We start from the raw sequence: 17,703 nt of genomic DNA on the forward strand, positions 1-17,703 counted from the left end.
GGACGTCGTCCTGGGCGAGGACGCGCGCCAGCCCTGCCGCCCAACGCGCACGGCCCTGGAGGTGGTGGCCTGGCTGCGGGCGATGGCCTTCAATCTGCTCGCCTGCTTCAGAACGCGTCTGCCTCCGGAAGGCCGTCACCTCGTGGAGTGGACACGCGCGTGCGAGCTACTGCGCGACAGCCTCGTCCATGGACGACGACAGGCGGCATTGGCCACGCCGGACTGAGGGCTCGCCGGCCCTCCCTCCGCTTCTGGCCGCCACTCTCCTCCATGCGCACGGCGCCCAGGCCGAACGGCGAAGCTTTGCCGCACCGCGCCTCACTCTCACGCGGCCTCCTCACGAAATCGCAGACACCCGAGAACGCATCAGGTCTGGCACCGGGGGCAGGGATTCCGTCCCGGGCTCGGCCTCCACGAGCATTGCCTCAAGGTCCGTCAGCAGGCCTTGCTCCTCGGAATTCAAACGAATCACGGTGTGTGAAGTATACGCCCGTCAGGGATTGCGCCCAGTACTTGGCCACCCTTCACGCACATCTCGAACGTCCAGAATTGTCCCGACAGAAACTTCCTGGCTTTCAGATCTTCTGGGTTTTTTCTGACCCGGGGATTTCCCCCATAGCCGGACATGGGGCAGTGGCGGAACACTCTCATGTCGGCCCCCGGGGGGGAGGGCCGCCGCGGTGAACTGTGAGCGCGCGCCGGGCGCTCGGTTTCGGGTGCCCGGTGCGCCGCTCCTTTCCCACACGCCTGTCGCCCGCACACCAACCCACGAGGATGGCTGCCTTTGTGGGCCCACCCGACCTCATGGGGCATGCAGGATGCGAGGCAGCCGCCCGGCGGGCACCACCCTGCGCAGGAAATGAAGCATGCCCAGGCCCAGGTAGGCCATGCCCAGGGCCAGCGCCGCCCAGCCCAGCCAGGCGCTGACGGCGCCCGTTCCCAGGCCCACCAGGGCCCAGATGGCGAGCGCCGAGCCCACGCCCCAGGGCATGGCGGTGCGCAGGTGGGGGCCGCTGAAGGCACCGCCGAGGGCGCAGAAGGCGGCCGCCATGACGCCAAAGCCGAACCACTTCGGCTCCTGGACGGGGAAGATGGCCGCCATGGATAGCAGCGCTGTGAAGAGTCCGAGAATCGCGAGTCCCAGGGTCATGGCTTACTCCGTGGCCGTTCCTGGGAAAGGTGCTCACCGGGCGCGTAGCGCGTAACGCACCTTCGGTTCGTGGGCTTCGCGGTATGCCGCATGGTGTCGTGCTCAAAGGCGCGAAATCGCACCATTCTTCCGCTCGGCACGCTGCTGGCTAGGCTGCCAGTCGGTTGTACCACCGTGCGACGGCCGGCCCACGTGGAGAACGGATGGACACCTGGAAATGCGTTCAATGACGACGAAGAAGTCCGTGAAGCGCGCGTTGTGCATGGCGGTGGTGATGACCGTCTCCGGTTGCAGGGCGCCCGCTGCGTTGGGGCCCGGGGGCGGCATGAGCGCTTCGGAGGGCTCCGACTCCGGCGCTTCGTCCGAGGGCTCCAACTCCGGCGCTTCGTCCGAGGGCTCCGACTCCGGCGCATCGTCCGAGGGCTCGGGTGAATCGAGCCAGTCGGACTCGGGTGCGTCGTCGGAGGGCTCGGGCGACTCCAGCCAGTCGGAGTCGAGTGGCTCCAGTGGTGAGGAGGGCTCCAGCCAGTCGGAGTCGAGCGGCTCCAGCGAAGAGGGCTCCAGTCACTCCGAGTCGAGCGGCTCCAGCGAGGAAGGCGCGAGCCACTCCGAGTCGAGCGACAACGAGTCCACGGAGGTCGCCTCCCGAAGCTCCGAGGAAGGTGGAACGAGCGAGGGCTCGGCTGGAACGGAGAAGGCGGACGGCGAGGCGTCGCGCTCCCGCAGCGACAACAGCAGCCAGTCGAACAACAACGACGTGGCGTCCGCGGTGACGGTGGCCGCGTTGGTGGTGGGGCTCGGCATCATCATCTGGCAGGCGTATGCCGCGGCGGAGCGGCGGCGCCGAGGGGTGTCTCCGAAAGAGGCGGGTCGCGCGGCTCAGGTGTACCTGCGGGCGCGCACGCACCAGCTCCGTGAGGACCTCGCGCTGGGCGCGGGGCCGACGGTGGAGGACCTGGCGGCGGCGGCGCGCATCCGCCGTGAGCACCTGGGGCTCTTCGGGCGCGTGCTGCGCGCGAACCGGAAGGAGCTGCTGGAGATGGCCGAGGCGAGCACCCTCACTCCGGACCGCGCGCTCGCGTGGCTGGAGCGGGTGGGCGAGCTGGCTCGGGCCGAGCCTCGGTTGGAGGAAGATCGCCGCGCGTTCCTCGCGGCACCGGCCCTGGAGGGCACCGCGACGGTGGCGCACTGATGCGCTGGCTGGGGCTGCTGGCGCTCGTCTTCGCGCTGCCGGTGCACGCCGAAGATGCCCTGTCCGCGCGCGTCCATGCGCTGAACCAAGCGGGCGTGGTGCTGCGGGGCGCCGCCGCGACCAGCGCGGACCTGGTGACGGAGGTGGAGGCGGGGCTGGCGGCCCTGCCTCCGGCGATGCGGCGTCCACCCGGTGGCCCCCTGGAACTGGTGCTGCACGCGGAGGCCGCGCCGCTAGGCCTGGGCGATGGCTCCCCCGAGCGCCCGGACTGGACGGAGGGCCGCGCGCGGTTCCACCTCTACCAGTACGCCCCGTCGGACGAGCGCCGGGCCACGCTGCGCCTGTCTCGGCTGACGGACGCGGAGTCAGCGCGGCTGTGGCGCCGGCGCGCGGTGGTGCACGCGGTGATGCAGCGCTGGGATGACGCGAAGGGCTGGAGCGGCACCCCGGCCTGGCGCCGGCTGTCGGGTTGGATGAAGCCCTTCGAGCGGCCCCTGGTGTGGAAGGAGGAGGTCCGCCTGCGCTACGCCGGCGCCTTCAGCCGCGCCATGGGCCAGCGCAGCGCCTCGTTGGATTGGGTGACGTTCGCGGAGGAGCTGCTCGTGCCCGTGGAGTCCCTGCGCGCGGACGCGCTGCCGGTGGATGACCACGTCCGCTGCCAGGAGTTCTCCAAGGCCCGCGCGCTGACGGAGCAGTTGGAGGCGTCGGGCCTGGGCACGCTGCCCCCGCGCGGTGACTGCCCCGCCTTCGACGCCTGGGCGGAGCTGGAGTCCCTGTCGCACTTCGAGGTGCTGCTGGTGGCCTCCACCGGCCGCCAGCCGGAGTCCCTCTTCGGACACCTGCTGCTGCGCCCCGTGTGGCGCGAGGGCGAGGTGCCACGCGGGCCCACCTTCGAGCGGGTGGTTCAGCTGGTGGCGCTGACCGGCATGGAGTCCAAGGGCCTGGGCTACGTGGTGAAGGGAATGACGGGGGCCTACGACACCGTCTTCCTCACGGGGACGATGGGCGACCTGTCCCACGAGGCGCTGGAGTTGGAGCAGCGCTCCATCCGCCGCTTCCGCCTGCGCCTGAAGCCCGGCGAGGACGCGCGGATGCTGGAGCGGGTGTGGGAGCTGGAGCGCCGTGGGTACATGGGCTACTACTTCTTCACGGACAACTGCGCGAGCGCGCTCGTCTTCCTGCTCAACGGCGCGCTGGAGGGCGGGCGGCAGCTTCGTCCTCCCGGCACGCTCTGGGTCCTGCCCACCGCGACGCTGGACACCCTGGCCCGGGTGCAGGTGGAGGGACCAGGGGGCGAGACGTCCTCCCTCCTGGAGCACATCCCGGATGCATTCGAGTCCACGGGGGACCGCGCGGTGCGCGCGCACTCGGCGCAGCAGGAGGCCCTGGACGCGCTGGCCGGGCATGTCGGCGCCGATGAACTCGCGCGTCTTGGGGGCGTGCATGCCCGGCTGGCGTCGCCGGAGCCACAGGTTCGCGCCCGGGCCTATGACGACCTGCCCGGCGTGGTGGCCGCGCTGATGCACTCGGCGAAGACGGCGTCTCGCGACACGGTCCGCGCGCACCTGCATGCCTTCGTGGCGCACGCGGTGCGGGTGGAGCGTGCCGCGGTGGACCGGGCCGACGGCGAGCGGCTGCGTATCGAGCGCGAGCGGCTGCTCGCGGTGAAGGTGCCGGTGGCGGGCTCCGCACGGGCCGGTATCGCCGAGCGCCAGCGCGTCTTCGAGACCGAGGACGCGCTCCAGCGGCGGCTCGCGGTGCTGGACCGCGTCACCCTACTGAAGGACGCGCTGGCCTCCGCGGAGCGCCGTCCACCCACGCCCGAGGAGCTGCGGACGCTGGTGTGGGCCGAGCGCACCGAGGCCACCTTCCACCGGGCCACGGAGGTGCAGGGCACGCTCAATGATGGCGTGCTGGCGACCGTGGACCCGGTGGCCTTCCTGCACGAGGACCGGCGCCGCAAGGTGGCGGCGGAGGCGGCCTGGGCGGAAGGCGCGCTGAGGGAGTCCGGGGCGGGGCGGATGATGGTGGCCCTGGGCGTGGACTTTCCCGAAGGGGCCGCGGCCCGGCCCCTGGTGGGGCTGCGCACGGCGGGCATGGCCGAGGCCCTGGGCGATGCGCGGCTCCACGGCTTCCAGCCGAGCAGTGAGCTGAGGGTGCTCGATGGCGAGCTGTTCCTCCTCCCGCGCTGGGGGCTGCCGAAGGTAGTGGCCTCGGACCTGACGCTGTTGGGCTACCGCACGCTGCTGCGCGAGCTCCCCCAGTTCCGTGACTCCGTCTGGGATTCGCTCGGCTGGGGTGCCGAGGCCCGCGTGGCGTCGAGCGACGCGCGCCTGCTGCGCTATCGCGCATCGGTGCAGGCGGAGGCGTTGATGGTGCTGGACGAGGACGCGCGCTTCTCGCGCTTCACCACGGTGGGCGTGGGCGGCCTGGCCGCGGTGCACTGGAACCGGGAGGTGCTGACGCCGGCCGCGGGGCCGCGCCTGTCCCTGTCGCATCGGATGGGGTTGTTCGGCTCGGGCGCCAACGCGGTGCGGCTGGAGGCGGCCTACGCGCCCACCTGGCGGGTGGGGGACACACACTTCACCCATGAGGCGGGCGCGGCGCTTCAGTTGGAGGTGTGGCTGGGACGCGCGGGGCCCTTCGGCATGCTCCTCACGCCCCGCGCGCAGGTCCGGTGGGAGGGGGCGATTTCGCCCACGCCCCACTGGGAAGCCCTGTCGCCCTCTACGTGGTTGGACGGCGCCGCGGAGCGGCGTCTGGCGCTCGGGTTCGAGGTGCGCTGACGGAGGTGGGCGCGCCGATTCGGTAGCTCGTCCAGAACGGGTGGCTGATGGCCCCCGTCACCGCGCCGATGAAGAGCCCGATGACGTAGAGCGCCGTGTATCCCCAGAAGCCCAGGCCATAGAAGAGGTGGCTCTGGGTCGCCATGCCGATGAAAATCAAGAAGGCGAGGGCGGTGGGCACCGCCACTGCGGAGAGGGCGGCCGCGCCGAGCGCGCGCGGCAGCCTGCGCGCGTGGAAGCCGCCGAAGGTGCCGGCGAGCAGCCCGTTGAACATGGGCAGGAAGAACAGGGCCAGGCTGGTGAGCGCCATCACCAGCGTGCTCACGATGAACCGGTTGTGGACCAGGTGGATGGTGTCTGGCTTGAAGGTCAGGTCCGCCGGTATCTCCTGGCGGATGTATTCGTAGCGCGGCTTGGGACCGGCCAGGGCCTTCTCCGGGTCCTGTGTCAGGATGCGCTCGGGCATGTCTGGCTCCCTCCTTCGGGGGCAAATCAACGGGTGCCTGATGGTCATGAGGTTGTGACGCCAGCGGGGATGCGGAAGGGCCGCTGGCCGCACCGAGGGGCGGGCCACCTGCCGGGCCCTGGAATTCCCCCTCCGGAATACTCGCGGAGTCCCTGGATACCGGAGCCTGGGGGCGCCGAAGATGCGCGCCGGACTTGGCGGACGGTGGCCTCCGGCTATGCTGCCGCGCCCGGCAGCACCCCCCATCCCTGCCCGTACGGAATTTCCCATGAGCTTTCGCCGCAAACTGCTGACCCTCGCCCTTGCCTCTTCCTCCCTGCTGGCCGCCTGCGTGGTGCAGCGTCCGTTCTATCGCGACGTCGTCCAGCCCGCGGGCTCCTCGGTGACGGCCGGCACCCCGGTGGATCTCATCGTCCTGGACTCGGACACCAACCAGCCCGTGAAGGGCGCCAAGGTGCTCTGGGGCGAGGACTACCGTTCGCGCGAGTCCTACGTCACGGACGAGGAGGGCCGGGTGTCCTTCGACGTGACGCCGGAGCTCCTGAAGGAGAACCCGCTGGTGGAGGTGGTGCTGCCCAAGGGCGTTCAGGGCTACCGCCTGCAGGTGGTCCCGGCGGTGGATGCCGCCGCGCCCGCGGCGCCGGAGGCCCCTGCTGCTCCCGAGGCCCCTGCCGCGCCCGTGGCCCCTGCCGCGCCCGAGGCTCCCGCCGTGCCGGAGACGCCGGCGACGGAGGCTCCCGCCGCGGCGCCTGAAACCGGCAACTGAGTCCGTTCCCTCTTCCGCGCGAGGCTCAGCCGAGCTTCGCGTGGAGGAAGTCCACGGTGCGCTGCCACGCCTTCGCGGCGTTGTCCGGTGAGTAGACCTCCGGACGCGTGTCATTGAAGAAGGCGTGCTGGGCGTCGTAGCGGTGAAGCTCCACGGGGACGCCGCCGCTCTTCAGCTTCTTCTCCAGCACGTCCACCCGCTCCGGCGAGCACCAGTCGTCATTCGTCGCGAAGTGTCCCAGCACGGGCGCGCGGATGCGCGACACGTCCGCTGCCTCCTCCGGGGGAATGCCGTAGAAGGGCACGGCGGCGTCGAGCCCCGGCTCATTCGCGGCGGCCAGCAACGTCAGCGCGCCGCCCATGCAGAAGCCCATGATGGCCACCTTGGTGCCGGGCTTTCGCGCGCGCAGCGCCTCCACCGCGGCGCGCAGGTCCGCCGTGGCCTTGCCCCAGTCCAGGGACTTCAGCATCGCGTTGGCCTCGGTGGCGTCCTTCGTCACGCGGCCGTCGTAGAGGTCCACCGCGAAGACGGTGAAGCCTTCACGCGCCAGCCGGTCCGCCACGTCGCGCGTGTGCCCGTTGAGGCCCCAGTACTCGTGGATGAGCACCACCGCGCCGGGCGCGGCGCCCTTCGGGGCTTCACTCAGATAGCCCGCCAGTGCCTGGCCCTGCTTGCCGATGAGCTGCGTCTGTCCTGTCATGGCTTCATCCTTGCGAGTGAGTGGAAGGGGGCGCAGCTTAACGGCCGATTCAGCGTTTGGTGGCGATGACGGTGCTCAGCATGGAGAAGGGCTCTGGCATCAGGCCGTCGCGCACCTCGACGGTGAAGCCCTCCGCTTCGAGCAGCGCGCGGGCCCGGGGCACCAGGAACGTCAGGTAGTACATGACGAAGGGCGGCTTCCACAGCGCGTTGCGCGCGCGCATGGCGGCGTTGAAGCCCTTGGCCATCCAGTAGCCCGGGCGGAGCTTCGACGGCGGGTGCGCGGTGACGAAGAGGAAGCGGCCTCCGGGCCGCAGCGCCCGGGCGATGCCGCGCACGAGCCTGGGCTCGTCCTCTTCGAGGATGTGACCGAAGGCGCCGAAGCTGGTGACGACGTCGAACGCGCCGTCGAAGGGGAGCGCCAGCGCATCGCCCTGGACGAACTCCAACGCAGCGGTGCCCGGCGCCCGCGAGAGCTGCAGGCGGGCCTCGTCGAGCATGCCCTGGCTGAGGTCGAAGCCCACCACGCGCTCCCTCGCGAGCGGACGCAAGAAGCGCATGGCCGCGCCGGTGCCGCAGCACACGTCCAGCGCGCTGCCGACGCTGCCGGGCGCGCCCAGCTGGGCAATGGCGGCCTCGAGCACCGAATCTGGCGTGCGAAAGGGCGTGTATTCGAACTTGGGCGCGAGCAGGTCGTAGCCGTGCTCGACGGACGTGAGCGCCTGCGCGGCCAGCTCCCGGAGGGTGGGGCCCTTGCGGTGGAACATGGTGTCTGGGGGTGTATCGCACCCACACCGGCCCCTCCCTCTGAAAATGCGGCCGGTATCGGGCAGTGAATGTTCCGCGGGGTGCCCCGTCAGAAGGTTCAAGCAGGACGACGGAGGAGGACGACAATGGCGCTCAAGACGGGTCTCGCGGTGCTGGCTTTCGGAATGATGTTCCTCGGCTCCACGGCCGCGCATGCGAAGGACGACCACGAGAAGTCGCGGTTCTCCCAGCAGCACCGGCATGACGGCGGCGGCGGCAACTTCGGTGTCCACGTGGACGTCCGCCGCCACCCGGGACCCGCGCCGCTGCCGCCGCCGCACGCTCGGGGCCGCTACGAACTGCAGACGGTGAACCGCTGGGTGCAGGGCCGCCACGAGCGCGTGTGGGTCCCCGAGGTGTGCCGCGAGCGGAACAACCGCCGCGCGCGGGTGACCCGGTGCACCGGTGGCTTCTACGAGCAGCGCTGGGTGCCGGCCCGCTACGAGCCGATCCAGGAGTGGGTGTGGGTGGCCTACGCTCCGGGCCGGGTGCACATGGCCAGCGCCGGCCGCCGCTAGACGCTTCGAGTATCGGGGGACCGCGCCGCGGGCGCGCCGGGATACGGGGGTAACCCGGCGCGCCTCGCGGCAGCAGGTCCGCAGTGCCTTTCCCCGCCGGGCCTGTTACTGAATGCGCCGCATGGCGACCGCATTCATCACCGGGGCTGGCATCCGCATCGGCGGCGCGGTGGCTCGGGCGCTGGGGCGCGCGGGCTATGACCTGGCGCTCCATGCGAACCGCTCCCTTGAGCCGCTGGAAGCACTGGCGGATGAGCTCCGAGGCCTCGGCCGTCGCGTCACCCTGCACGCCGCCGACCTGAGCCGCCCGGAGGCAGTGGACTCCCTGGCCGCGCAAGTGCGTGACGCGTGGCCCGCGCTGGACGTGGTGGTCCATAACGCGGGCCTCTTCGAGCGCACCGACTTCGCCGCCATCTCCCGCGACCAGTACCGCACCCTGATGGCGGTGAACCTGGACGCGCCCTTCTTCCTCACCCAGGCCCTGCTCCCCGCGCTGCGCGCCGGCAAGGACCCGTTGGTGGTGCACCTCACCGACGTCGGTGGGGAGCGGCCGGTGAGCCACTACGCGCACTATTCGGTGAGCAAGGCGGGCCTCATCATGCTCACCCGCGCGCTGGCGGTGGAGCTGGCCCCGCACATCCGCGTCAACGCCGTGTCACCCGGCACGGTGGCCTTCCCCGAGGACTTCGACGCCGAGGCCCGCGACGCGGTGCTGCGCCGCATCCCCATGGGGCGCGAGGGCAACGTCGAGGACATCGCCCGCACCGTCGTCTTCCTCGCCCGCGAGGCGCCGTACATCACCGGGCAGGTCATCGCCGTCGATGGCGGCAGGAGCGCACAGCTATGAGCGCGGAGCACGCATTCCATCCTCCCGTCGTCACGACGCCGGACGGCCGGCCGCTGGATGTCATCGAGATGCGGGGCCTCACGGTGGACTGCATCGTGGGCATCTTCAACCGGGAGCGCCTCGCGGCCCAGCCGCTGCGACTGGACGTGGCCCTGTTCCTGGACACCCGCGCCGCCGCGGTGGGCGGGAGGCTGGCGCACACGGTGAACTACGGCCGGCTCGCGGGGGAGCTGCGCTTCCTCCTGGAGGCCTGTCGCTTCGAGCTGCTGGAGTCCGCCGTCGAGACGGTGTGCCGCTACGTGCTGGCGCCGCCCACCGACGACGTCCCGCGCGCGCAGGTCCACGCGGCCACGGTGCGGGTGACGAAGCCGCTGGCGCTGGGAGGGCTGGCGGTGCCGTCGCTGCAGATTCACCGCACCGCCGCGGAGATGGTGTACGGCCGCGAGGAGAAGGGCTTTGGCCGTGTGGACATCATCCACGAGGGCGCGGGCTATGGCGTCTACCGGCTGCGGGTGAAGCCGGGAGGCTGCATCCCCACGCACGTGCACCAGCAGATGGAGGAGAGCGAGCTGGTGCTGGGCTCGGGGCTGCTGCTCCAGTTCAAGCCGGTGGTCCGGGGCATGGCCTTCCATTGGCCGCGCGGCTTCCTGCACCGCTACGACAATCCATCTTCCACGGAGCAGACGGTGCTCTGTGTGGACAGGCCGGGCTTCATCCCGTCGGACGAGGTGGAGACCGAGCCGCCGCCGGAGGGGCTGCTGCCCATCACCGGCCACTCCTATTACCCGCTGGATGAGCCCGCGGCGCCGGGCTCTCCCGCGGAGCACCAGCCGTGAGCGGGGCGGTGTCTCCTGGGAGTGCCCGCCATGCCTGAGGTGGGCACGCGCAAGGTGCTCGTCACGGGCGGCGGGACAGGCATTGGCCGTGCGGTGGCGGAGGCCCTGCTTCGCGCGGGGGGCCAGGTGGTGGTGTCGGGCCGGCGCGCGGAGGTGCTGGCGTCGCTGACGCGGGCGTGGCCGGGACAGGCCTTCGCGTTGCCGTGTGATTTGGCCTCGCCGGAAGCCCGCGAGGGGCTGCTGCGCCGTGCCGCCGGACTGCTAGGGGGGCTGGACGGCTTCGTCCACAGCGCCGGGCAGGTGGTGCACCAGCCGCCGGGCCACATTGGCGAGGACGCGCTTCGCGCGCAGCTCGAGGTCAACCTCATCGCGCCGCTGCGGCTGGGAGAGCAGGCGCTGGAGGTGTTGGAGGCGGGTGGGGCGCAGGTGTTCATCGCGTCCACGCTGGCCACGCGGCCCGTCGTCACCAGCGCGGTGTACAGCGCGGCGAAGGCAGGGCTCCTTCAGGTGATGAAGGTGCTCGCGTTGGCGGGGGCGGCGCGAGGCGTGCGTGCCAGCGCGGTGCTGCCGGGCGTGGTGGAGACGGACATGGTGCGCGAGGTGCGCCTGGCGCCGGGCGAGGGGCCGCTGTCCGAGCCCGAGTACACGCGGCGGCGGGAGGCCCAGCTCGCGGGACTGCGGGCGCTGCATCCACTCGGACGGCTGGGGCGCCCCGAGGACGTGGCCGAGGCGGTGCGCTACCTGCTGGGCGCGGCGTGGATTTCCGGTACCGAATTGGTGCTGGATGGGGGGCTACTGCTGCGGGAGTGAGGCGCGGTATGACGCGGCCTCGGCTCACAAGGACGATGGAATGCTCATCGACAGACGGCTTCAGCTCTTCGTGGTGTTGGCGGGGGTGTTCGTCACCTCGCTGGTGGTGGGCGACATCATCGGCGTGAAGCTGTTCGAGGCGAAGGTGGGGCCGGTGGTGGCGGTGATGTCCATCGGCATGCTGCCCTTCCCGGTGACGTTCCTCCTCACGGACATCCTCAACGAGTTCTACGGGAAGAAGGCGGCCCGCTTCGTGACGTGGGTGGGCTTCTTCATGGCCATCTTCGCGTTCGGGGTGATTGCCATCGCCGTGCAGGTGCCGTGGGCACCGCTGACGCGTGCACCGGACTTCACGGGCGCGGTGGAAGGCTCGTTCAACAACGTCTTCGCCGGCTCGCAGCGCATCCTCGTCGCGTCGATGATTGCGTACCTGGTGGGCCAGTTTTGCGACATCGCCATCTTCAACGGGCTCAAGCGACTGACGCGCAACCGGCTCTTGTGGGTGCGGGCGACGGGCTCCACGCTGGTGTCGCAGCTCATCGACACGGTGGTGGTGCAGTACGTGGCGTGGACGGGCGTGTTGCCCAACTCCACCATCGTCGACATCATCTACACGTCCTACGTGGTGAAGCTGCTGGTCGCGGTGGGCCTGACGCCCTTCATCTACCTGGGCCACGCCTTCGTCGAGCGCAAGCTGGGCATCGCCCCCGTGGTGCTGGGGGAGAATGGCGAACCCATTGTGCCGCCCGCGCCGCCCGTCACCCCGGAGGCGCGGTCCCGCGCCGCCTGAGCGCGGGGCTCAGCGCCCCTGCCGCGCCAGCGGCGTGAGGATGTCCGTCCAGTGGGAGAAGAGGGAGAAGTGCCCGCCGCCCGGGAAGAAGCGGGGCACGGCGCGCGGAAGCCGGTTCGCCAGGTACCGTCCCATCTGCGGCGGGACGATGCTGTCTCCCTCCCAGTACCAGAGGTCCACCTCCGTCCGAATCTCCTCCAGGGGGACGTTCCACGGCTGCGCGAGGATGTGCGCCTCGCGCCGCATGCCCGCCACGCCGTTGCGCGTGGCCTCGTAGCGCCAGCCCTGCACCTGCGCGGCGATGCGCGGGTCCGCGAGCACCGCGCGGTCATCCGCCGACGCCTGGGCGCGCAGGCCCGCCAGCGCCCGCGCGGGATTGGCGCGCACCTGCCGGTCATGCATGGCCATCAATGGATGCAGCAGCCACTCCGGCCACGCGGCCATGGTGTACGCGTTGCGGTAGTCCCGGTTCACCCCCGCCATGGCGCCCGGCCGGGCCAGCGGCGCCGCGCCGGAGACGACCGCCGCGCGGGTGATGCGCTCGCCCAGCTTCCACGCGGACGCGGCGACATAGGGGCCACCGGCGGACACGCCAAGGAGGGCGAACCGGCCAATCCTCAGCGTGTTGGCCAACTGCTCCAAGTCACCGGGGAAGTCGAGCAGCGTGCGCCCGGGCTGGTAGTCCGACAGGCCATAGCCCGGCCGGTCCGGCGTGATGAGGCGCACGCCCAACGCGTGGGTGAGCCGGTCATCCGGGTGGCGCATGTGGCGCGAGCCCGGGTTGCCGTGGATGAAGAAGACAGGGAGGCCGCTCAAGTCTCCAGACTCGACGTACGCGAGCCGCCGGCCGTCCCGCAGGTGGACGGTGCCTTCGCGGACCTGCACGCCCAGGGCTTCGGTTTCGGACGAGACGTTCATGGCTCCATCGGCTTCGAGCGCGCGCCAATCCACGCGGAAATTGAGGGCCACACCTTCGTCGCGCCCTTGCTGGAGGCGGACAGGCCAATGTGGCCCACGGGGTAGCGCCGCGTCTCACAGTCCTGCGAGCTGACCAGGGAGGGCAGCGGCTCGCTCATCGCAGGCAGCGCGATGGTGTCGTGCTCGGCGATGACGTTGAGGATGGCGCACTGGATGCGGCGCAGGTCCACGCGCTCGCCGCCTACTTCCATGAGGCCCTGGGGGAAGAGGTTCTGCTGGTAGCAATCCTTGATGTACTGCCGGTAGACCTCGCCCGGGAAGGGCACGGGGTCCGCGCCCCAGCGCTCCATGGCCAGGAACGTGGTGACGAACTCCGGGTCGTCGATGCGGCGGCACACCTCCAGCCAGCGGGTGAGGCGCTGCACCGGCGCGGCCATGAGGAAGCCGCTCTCCAGCACCGGCGTGGGCACGTTGCCGTAGGCGTCCACCAGTGAGTCCACGTCGAAGTGGTTGGCGGACGTCCACAGCGTGTAGAGGCCACCCTTGCTGAAGTCCACCGGCGTGGCCTGCGCCACCAGGTTGCGGACGCCCTGGGGGTACAGGGACGTGTACGCCAGGGCCATGGTGCCGCCCATGCAGTAGCCGTAGAGCGTGAGGTCCCGGCTCTTGCTCACGCGCAGCGTCCACCGCACCGCCGTCTGGATGAGCCCGCCGAGCAGGTCATCCCAGGTGAGCCGCTCCTCGTCCTGGCCTGGCACTCCCCAGTCGATGGCGTAGACGTCGTAGCCCTCGCGGGTGAGGTGCTCGATGAGGCTGCGCCCCGGCAGGAAGTCGAGGATGTACCAGCGGTTGATGAGCGAATAGACAATGAGGATGGGGGTGCGGTGGCGCCGGCGCGGGGCCGCGTAGCGCAGCAGCCGCATGCTGCCGCGCGTGTACACGACGGTGTGCGGTGTGGCGCTGATGGGTGGCTCGCGCACGCCCGAGGCCTTCTCGATGAAGGGCTTGAGGTACGGATACGGATTGAAGGGCCGCGACTTGAGCGCGTGCGCGACGGCGCGGGTCAGCTCGACCTGGCCGGTGACGAAGGAGCGATGCCGCTCGGGCGTGGACGCGGTCATGTCAGCGGCGGCGCTTGGAGGGCGCGCGCTCCTTGGGCGTGGGCTCGGGGGATTCGGGCTCCGCGCCTTCCTGACGGTGGAGCAGGTCCACCACCAGCTCCAGTTGGGTGCCGAGCGCCTCCACCTGGTCATTCATCCGGCGGAGCTGGTCGCGCAGGGTCTCCACCTCGGAGGTGGTGGGCAGGCGCAGGGTGCGCAGCGCGCCTTCCACCAGGCCGTTGCGGCGGATGCGGGCGTTGAAGCCCTGGCGCATGAGGGAGCCACTCACGCGCAGGTACGAGGGGCTCTCGGTGACCTTGGCGGCCGCGCGGGTGAGGCCCTGCTCGGCGCGGGTGAACACCTTGCCGGTGCGCGTGTCCGGGTGGGTGAGGTGGCCCAGCAGCTTCAGTCCGCGGGCCAGGAGCCCCTGGGACGGCGGCGGTCGTTCCGGATGACTCATGGGCGGACAGGTTATCCCAACACGCGGCGTTGGGGACGCCGCGGCCGGGGCTCAGCGCTGCCAAAGTGAACCGAGATTCAACTTTTGTGCCTCGAAAGGTTCGGCATGGACAGTGGCGTCGCCGGTGTAGGCGCCCAGCCGCTGCCAGCGCTCGCCCTCCCGCCGGTAGATTTCGAGGAGCTGGATGCGCGGGTCCACGAGCCACAGATGGTTCACGCCCTCGCGGGCGTAGATCGTCATCTTCCTGGAGCGGTCCATGGCCTCGGTGGAGGGGGACAGGACTTCACAGAGCCAGTCAGGGGCGAGTTCCACACCCGTTACGTCTGGGAGTTCCGGCATGCGTTCGCGCCGCCACCCGGCGAGGTCTGGCACGAGCACGTTGCCTCCGAGGTGAAGCTCCGGTTCCGGGAGGAAGACCCAGCCTCCGGGCCCCTCTGTGTCAGGCTCCTGGTCGAACGGCCCAAGCTTCTTGCCGAGCCGGAAAGCGGCTCTGCCGTGCATCGTTCGCGGCCGGGGGCTGACGTGCAGCTCACCTTCGATGATTTCCCCGACGACGTTCGGAGGGAGGTGCTCCAACGCCTCGTACACGCGCTCCGGAGGCGACTTGTTACCCATGTCCCCAGAATGCGGCCAGACCGGGGACCTCGCAAGCCGCGCCTCTTCCCGCCCATGGATGGCTTCGCTCATGTGTCGAGCATGCGCCATACCTCTGACATCATCCAGGGAGCTGGCTACCCCAGAGGTCCTGAAGCCTCAGCCCTGGCGCTTCACGGGCAGGGGCCCGAAGGACTGGGACACGGGCATCAGCGACATGACGTTGATATTCACGTGCGCGGGGCGCGTGGCCACCCAGTGCACGGCGTCCGCGATGTCCTCGGGCGTCAGCGCCTGGGTGTTGGCGTAGACGGACGCGGCGCGCGTGTCGTCACCCTTGAAGCGGACGTTGGAGAACTCCGTGCCGCTCACCAGCCCGGGCTCGATGTCCGTCACTCGCACGGCGGTGCCGTGCAGGTCCGCGCGGAGGTTGAGGCTGAACTGGTGCACGAAGGCCTTGGTGGCGCCGTACACGTTGCCGCCCGGGTAGGGCCACTCCGCCGCCACCGAGCCCATGTTGACGACGTGGCCCCGGTTGCGCGCCACCATGCCGGGCAGCACCGCGTGCGTGCAGTACAGGAGGCCCTTCACGTTGGTGTCCACCATCGTGTCCCAGTCCTCCACGCGCGCCGACTGCGCCAGGTCCAACCCCAGCGCCAGGCCCGCGTTGTTGACCAGCACGTCCACCTCGGCGAAGTCCGCCGGCAGCGAGCGGAGGGCTCGCTCCACGGCCTCACGGTCCGTGATGTCGAGCGTCAGGGGGAGCACCCGCTCGCCCAGCTCCGCGCGCAGGGCCTCCAGCCGCTCGGTGCGCCGCCCGGACGCGATGACGCGCGCGCCGTCCTGGATGAAGCGGCGGGCAATGGCCAGACCGAACCCCGCGGTGGCCCCGGTAATCAGAACGTTCATGGCAGTCCCCTCGGGGAGCCAGCCCCGCGAGGGCCCGGCTCGTCAGTCGTCTTCGCCTTGATAGATGCAGCCGCTGGTGCACGTCTCGCGGACCACCACCCGGCTGAGCAGGGGCAGGCCCGGACGCAGGCGCTTCCAGATCCACCGCGACAGATTCTCGCTGGTGGGGTTCTCCAGGCCCTCCACCTCATTGAGGTAGTAGTGGTCCAGCTTCAGCCGCACGGGCTCGAAGGCCTCCTTGATGTCCGAGAAGTCCATCACCCACCCGGACCGCTCGCCCACCGGGCCACGTACATGAACCTCCACCCGGTAGCTGTGGCCGTGCAGCCGGCTGCACTTGTGCTCGGGCGGCACGTTGGGAAGCCGGTGCGCGGCCTCGAAGGTGAATTCCTTGAAGATGTCCAAGGTGTCTCCTGACAGCGGGTGGAAGCCGGCTCATATCCCGCGCGCTCCTCCCGACGTCAAGGTATGCCCCGCCTCCCTGAATGAAGCCCTGCGCGAACGCGTTCTCGGTGCTCTCTCCAGCAGATTGGGACGGAAAACACGAGAGGCATCAAGGGGTTGGGCGAAGTCGGGAAAATTCGGAGTCCGATTAGGTGTCCGCAAACTGCACTGCGGCTATTCCGGGATTTGACGGACTGGGGATGGCGCCCAGCATCCTTCATTGGGGGACCAGTGGTGCGGTCGAAGAGATGTACGCCTGCCGCCGAACACCGTTGCTTCCACTGGCGTCGTGGAGTGGCGCGACGTTCGTGGGATGAGGTGCCGTTCATGAGCGTCTCCGTAGATGCGTCGCTCGGGGAACGACCGCATCCTCCGGCGAGAGCTGCGCGTACAACTCGTGGAGCTTCGCCCGCAGCAGCTCCCTTGCTGGCAGGAAGGTCTGGTACTCGGCGACGAGCGTGGGCGACGTCGTCCGCGCGAGCGCGTACTCGACGACCTCGTCGTCCTTTGTCGCGCAGAGGAGCACGCCTATCGAGGGCCGCTCGTGGAGCTTCTTCACGTCGCGGTCAAGTGCCTCGACGTAGAACGAGAGCTGTCCGAGATCGGCGGGCTTGAACTTGTCGACCTTCAGCTCGAAGGCGACGAGGCACTGAATGCCACGGTGGAAGAATACGAGGTCGATCGCGAAGTCGTGGCTACCGACCTGCACCGGGTACTGCGAGCCGACGAAACAGAAGTCGCGACCCAGCTCGGTGAGGAAGCGGCCGAGGTTCCGAAGGAGCGCGTCGTGGAGGTCGGCCTCGGAGTGAGCGGCGGCGAGGCCGAGAAACTCAATGTTGTAGGCGTTCTTGAACTCGTCGATTGCCGTCGGGTGAGTTTGTCTCACCGTTGGCGAGACTTTCTTCGTGGCGCGCGCCTCGCGAGGTCGGCGGCGAGCTCCTCGACGATGCCGTCGCCATTGTGGCTACCGGAAATTCGGGTCCACTGCCCGAGTGCGTCAGCGAGCGCGTCATTGCATCCACGGAACCGCGAATGGGGTCCCTGAGCCACCGGCAGGTCTCGCCCCGCCGCGCGCCCACGCACCCGGGGACACCCGGCTCAGCTCTTTGCTCCGCGTGAAAAATCTCTGGGAATATCCCCACGTGCGTTGCGCACATCACACCTCAGCTCTCCGCGAGGGCCCACCTGTCGGTGAAGCGGAGCATCCGTCCCAACCCCGCGAAACCACGTTTCCTGTCTCCTCCCTCTGCGTCCCGGCAGGCAGGGGTTGCCGCGCTCGGAGGGAATGAACAGCGCGGGGCTCGGAATTGGCGGCCGTCCCCGCGAGCGCCTCCCGCGCCGCGACCCACACCAGGAGTCCGCCAGGATGCGCAACCGCTCGCCGTGGTCCACGGCCCTCTGCTCCACTGCCCTGCTGTCCGTGTTGGCCTGCAATGGGAAGGCGGAGCTCACCCAGGAAGGTGGCTCACCTCCGGGCTCCAGCGAGACGCCGTCCACGGGCAACCCCTCCGTTCCCGGCACACCTCCGACCCACGATGACGACACGAACACCCCGGGGCCGTCGGAGCCTCCGCCCGTCATCATCGACATCCCGCCCCCCTTCCCGAATCC

At 70.2% G+C, this 17,703-nt stretch carries 19 protein-coding genes and 2 pseudogenes; 10 read left to right on the forward strand and 11 right to left on the reverse strand.

Annotation, left to right across the window (positions count from 1 at the left end):
• A pseudogene (locus tag G4D87_RS16595) lies at nt 1-226 on the forward strand (hypothetical protein); the annotation flags it as partial.
• A gap of 576 nt (nt 227-802) precedes the next feature.
• Here the strand turns inward: G4D87_RS16595 and G4D87_RS16600 are convergent.
• Nucleotides 803-1,150, reverse strand: coding sequence for a hypothetical protein (locus G4D87_RS16600; protein ID WP_163783046.1), 348 nt, complete (start codon nt 1,148-1,150; stop codon nt 803-805).
• A 226-nt stretch (nt 1,151-1,376) separates the two neighbouring features.
• On the opposite strand from G4D87_RS16600, the gene G4D87_RS16605 reads away from it, so the two are divergent.
• Together G4D87_RS16605 and G4D87_RS40005 are read left to right on the forward strand one after the other, a co-directional pair.
• Nucleotides 1,377-2,342, forward strand: a complete 966-nt coding sequence (locus tag G4D87_RS16605) for a hypothetical protein (RefSeq protein ID WP_240358329.1) — start codon at nt 1,377-1,379, stop codon at nt 2,340-2,342.
• Nucleotides 2,342-5,128: an Lnb N-terminal periplasmic domain-containing protein gene (locus G4D87_RS40005; RefSeq protein ID WP_163783048.1), complete on the forward strand. Its 2,787-nt coding sequence runs from the start codon at nt 2,342-2,344 to the stop codon at nt 5,126-5,128. The genes G4D87_RS16605 and G4D87_RS40005 overlap by 1 nt, the downstream gene beginning before the upstream one ends.
• Here the strand turns inward: G4D87_RS40005 and G4D87_RS16615 are convergent.
• Nucleotides 5,070-5,594, reverse strand: coding sequence for a hypothetical protein (locus G4D87_RS16615; RefSeq protein ID WP_163783049.1), 525 nt, complete (start codon nt 5,592-5,594; stop codon nt 5,070-5,072). The genes G4D87_RS40005 and G4D87_RS16615 overlap by 59 nt on opposite strands.
• Nucleotides 5,595-5,862: 268 nt before the next feature.
• On the opposite strand from G4D87_RS16615, the gene G4D87_RS16620 reads away from it, so the two are divergent.
• Nucleotides 5,863-6,360, forward strand: coding sequence for a hypothetical protein (locus tag G4D87_RS16620; protein WP_163783050.1), 498 nt, complete (start codon nt 5,863-5,865; stop codon nt 6,358-6,360).
• Nucleotides 6,361-6,385: 25 nt separating this feature from the next.
• On the opposite strand, the gene G4D87_RS16625 is transcribed toward G4D87_RS16620, so the two are convergent.
• Entirely contained in the window at nt 6,386-7,060 is a 675-nt protein-coding gene (locus G4D87_RS16625; protein WP_163783051.1) for a dienelactone hydrolase family protein, read from the reverse strand.
• A gap of 49 nt (nt 7,061-7,109) precedes the next feature.
• Nucleotides 7,110-7,826: a class I SAM-dependent methyltransferase gene (locus G4D87_RS16630; protein WP_163783052.1), complete on the reverse strand. Its 717-nt coding sequence runs from the start codon at nt 7,824-7,826 to the stop codon at nt 7,110-7,112.
• Between the two features lie 126 nt (nt 7,827-7,952).
• Here G4D87_RS16630 and G4D87_RS16635 point away from each other — a divergent pair, with 126 nt between their 5' ends.
• From G4D87_RS16635 to G4D87_RS16655, 5 genes are all read left to right on the forward strand, one after another.
• Entirely contained in the window at nt 7,953-8,384 is a 432-nt protein-coding gene (locus tag G4D87_RS16635; RefSeq protein ID WP_240358330.1) for a hypothetical protein, read from the forward strand.
• A 121-nt stretch (nt 8,385-8,505) separates the two neighbouring features.
• Nucleotides 8,506-9,231: an SDR family oxidoreductase gene (locus G4D87_RS16640; protein ID WP_205507611.1), complete on the forward strand. Its 726-nt coding sequence runs from the start codon at nt 8,506-8,508 to the stop codon at nt 9,229-9,231.
• Nucleotides 9,228-10,067: a dihydroneopterin aldolase gene (locus G4D87_RS16645; protein ID WP_163783055.1), complete on the forward strand. Its 840-nt coding sequence runs from the start codon at nt 9,228-9,230 to the stop codon at nt 10,065-10,067. The genes G4D87_RS16640 and G4D87_RS16645 overlap by 4 nt, the downstream gene beginning before the upstream one ends.
• Before the next feature lie 30 nt (nt 10,068-10,097).
• Nucleotides 10,098-10,877 (forward strand): SDR family NAD(P)-dependent oxidoreductase, encoded by a 780-nt coding sequence (locus G4D87_RS16650; RefSeq protein WP_163783056.1) that lies wholly within the window; start codon nt 10,098-10,100, stop codon nt 10,875-10,877.
• Between the two features lie 40 nt (nt 10,878-10,917).
• Nucleotides 10,918-11,667, forward strand: coding sequence for a queuosine precursor transporter (locus G4D87_RS16655; RefSeq protein ID WP_163783057.1), 750 nt, complete (start codon nt 10,918-10,920; stop codon nt 11,665-11,667).
• Nucleotides 11,668-11,676: 9 nt separating this feature from the next.
• Here G4D87_RS16655 and G4D87_RS16660 read toward each other — a convergent pair whose 3' ends face one another.
• From G4D87_RS16660 to G4D87_RS16690, 7 genes are all read right to left on the reverse strand, one after another.
• Nucleotides 11,677-12,585, reverse strand: coding sequence for an alpha/beta fold hydrolase (locus G4D87_RS16660; protein WP_163783058.1), 909 nt, complete (start codon nt 12,583-12,585; stop codon nt 11,677-11,679).
• On the reverse strand, nt 12,582-13,706 hold the full coding sequence (locus tag G4D87_RS16665; protein WP_163783059.1) for an alpha/beta fold hydrolase: 1,125 nt from the start codon (nt 13,704-13,706) through the stop codon (nt 12,582-12,584). The genes G4D87_RS16660 and G4D87_RS16665 overlap by 4 nt, the downstream gene beginning before the upstream one ends.
• A gap of 1 nt (nt 13,707) precedes the next feature.
• The gene (locus G4D87_RS16670) at nt 13,708-14,145 is read right to left on the reverse strand and encodes a hypothetical protein (protein WP_163783060.1); all 438 of its coding nucleotides are present in this window, start codon (nt 14,143-14,145) and stop codon (nt 13,708-13,710) included.
• 51 nt (nt 14,146-14,196) lie between these two features.
• Nucleotides 14,197-14,760, reverse strand: coding sequence for a Uma2 family endonuclease (locus G4D87_RS16675; RefSeq protein WP_240358331.1), 564 nt, complete (start codon nt 14,758-14,760; stop codon nt 14,197-14,199).
• A gap of 138 nt (nt 14,761-14,898) precedes the next feature.
• A complete protein-coding gene (ydfG, locus tag G4D87_RS16680; RefSeq protein WP_163783062.1) occupies nt 14,899-15,648 on the reverse strand; it encodes a bifunctional NADP-dependent 3-hydroxy acid dehydrogenase/3-hydroxypropionate dehydrogenase YdfG in 750 nt (249 codons plus the stop codon).
• Between the two features lie 42 nt (nt 15,649-15,690).
• Nucleotides 15,691-16,053, reverse strand: coding sequence for a 6-carboxytetrahydropterin synthase QueD (gene queD / locus G4D87_RS16685; protein WP_163783063.1), 363 nt, complete (start codon nt 16,051-16,053; stop codon nt 15,691-15,693).
• 364 nt (nt 16,054-16,417) lie between these two features.
• Nucleotides 16,418-16,978 (reverse strand): PDDEXK nuclease domain-containing protein, encoded by a 561-nt coding sequence (locus G4D87_RS16690; protein ID WP_240358332.1) that lies wholly within the window; start codon nt 16,976-16,978, stop codon nt 16,418-16,420.
• 480 nt (nt 16,979-17,458) lie between these two features.
• Here G4D87_RS16690 and G4D87_RS16695 point away from each other — a divergent pair.
• Nucleotides 17,459-17,703: pseudogene (locus G4D87_RS16695) on the forward strand (right-handed parallel beta-helix repeat-containing protein); the annotation flags it as partial.

The organism is Myxococcus vastator (assembly GCF_010894475.1).
GTDB lineage: Bacteria > Myxococcota > Myxococcia > Myxococcales > Myxococcaceae > Myxococcus > Myxococcus vastator.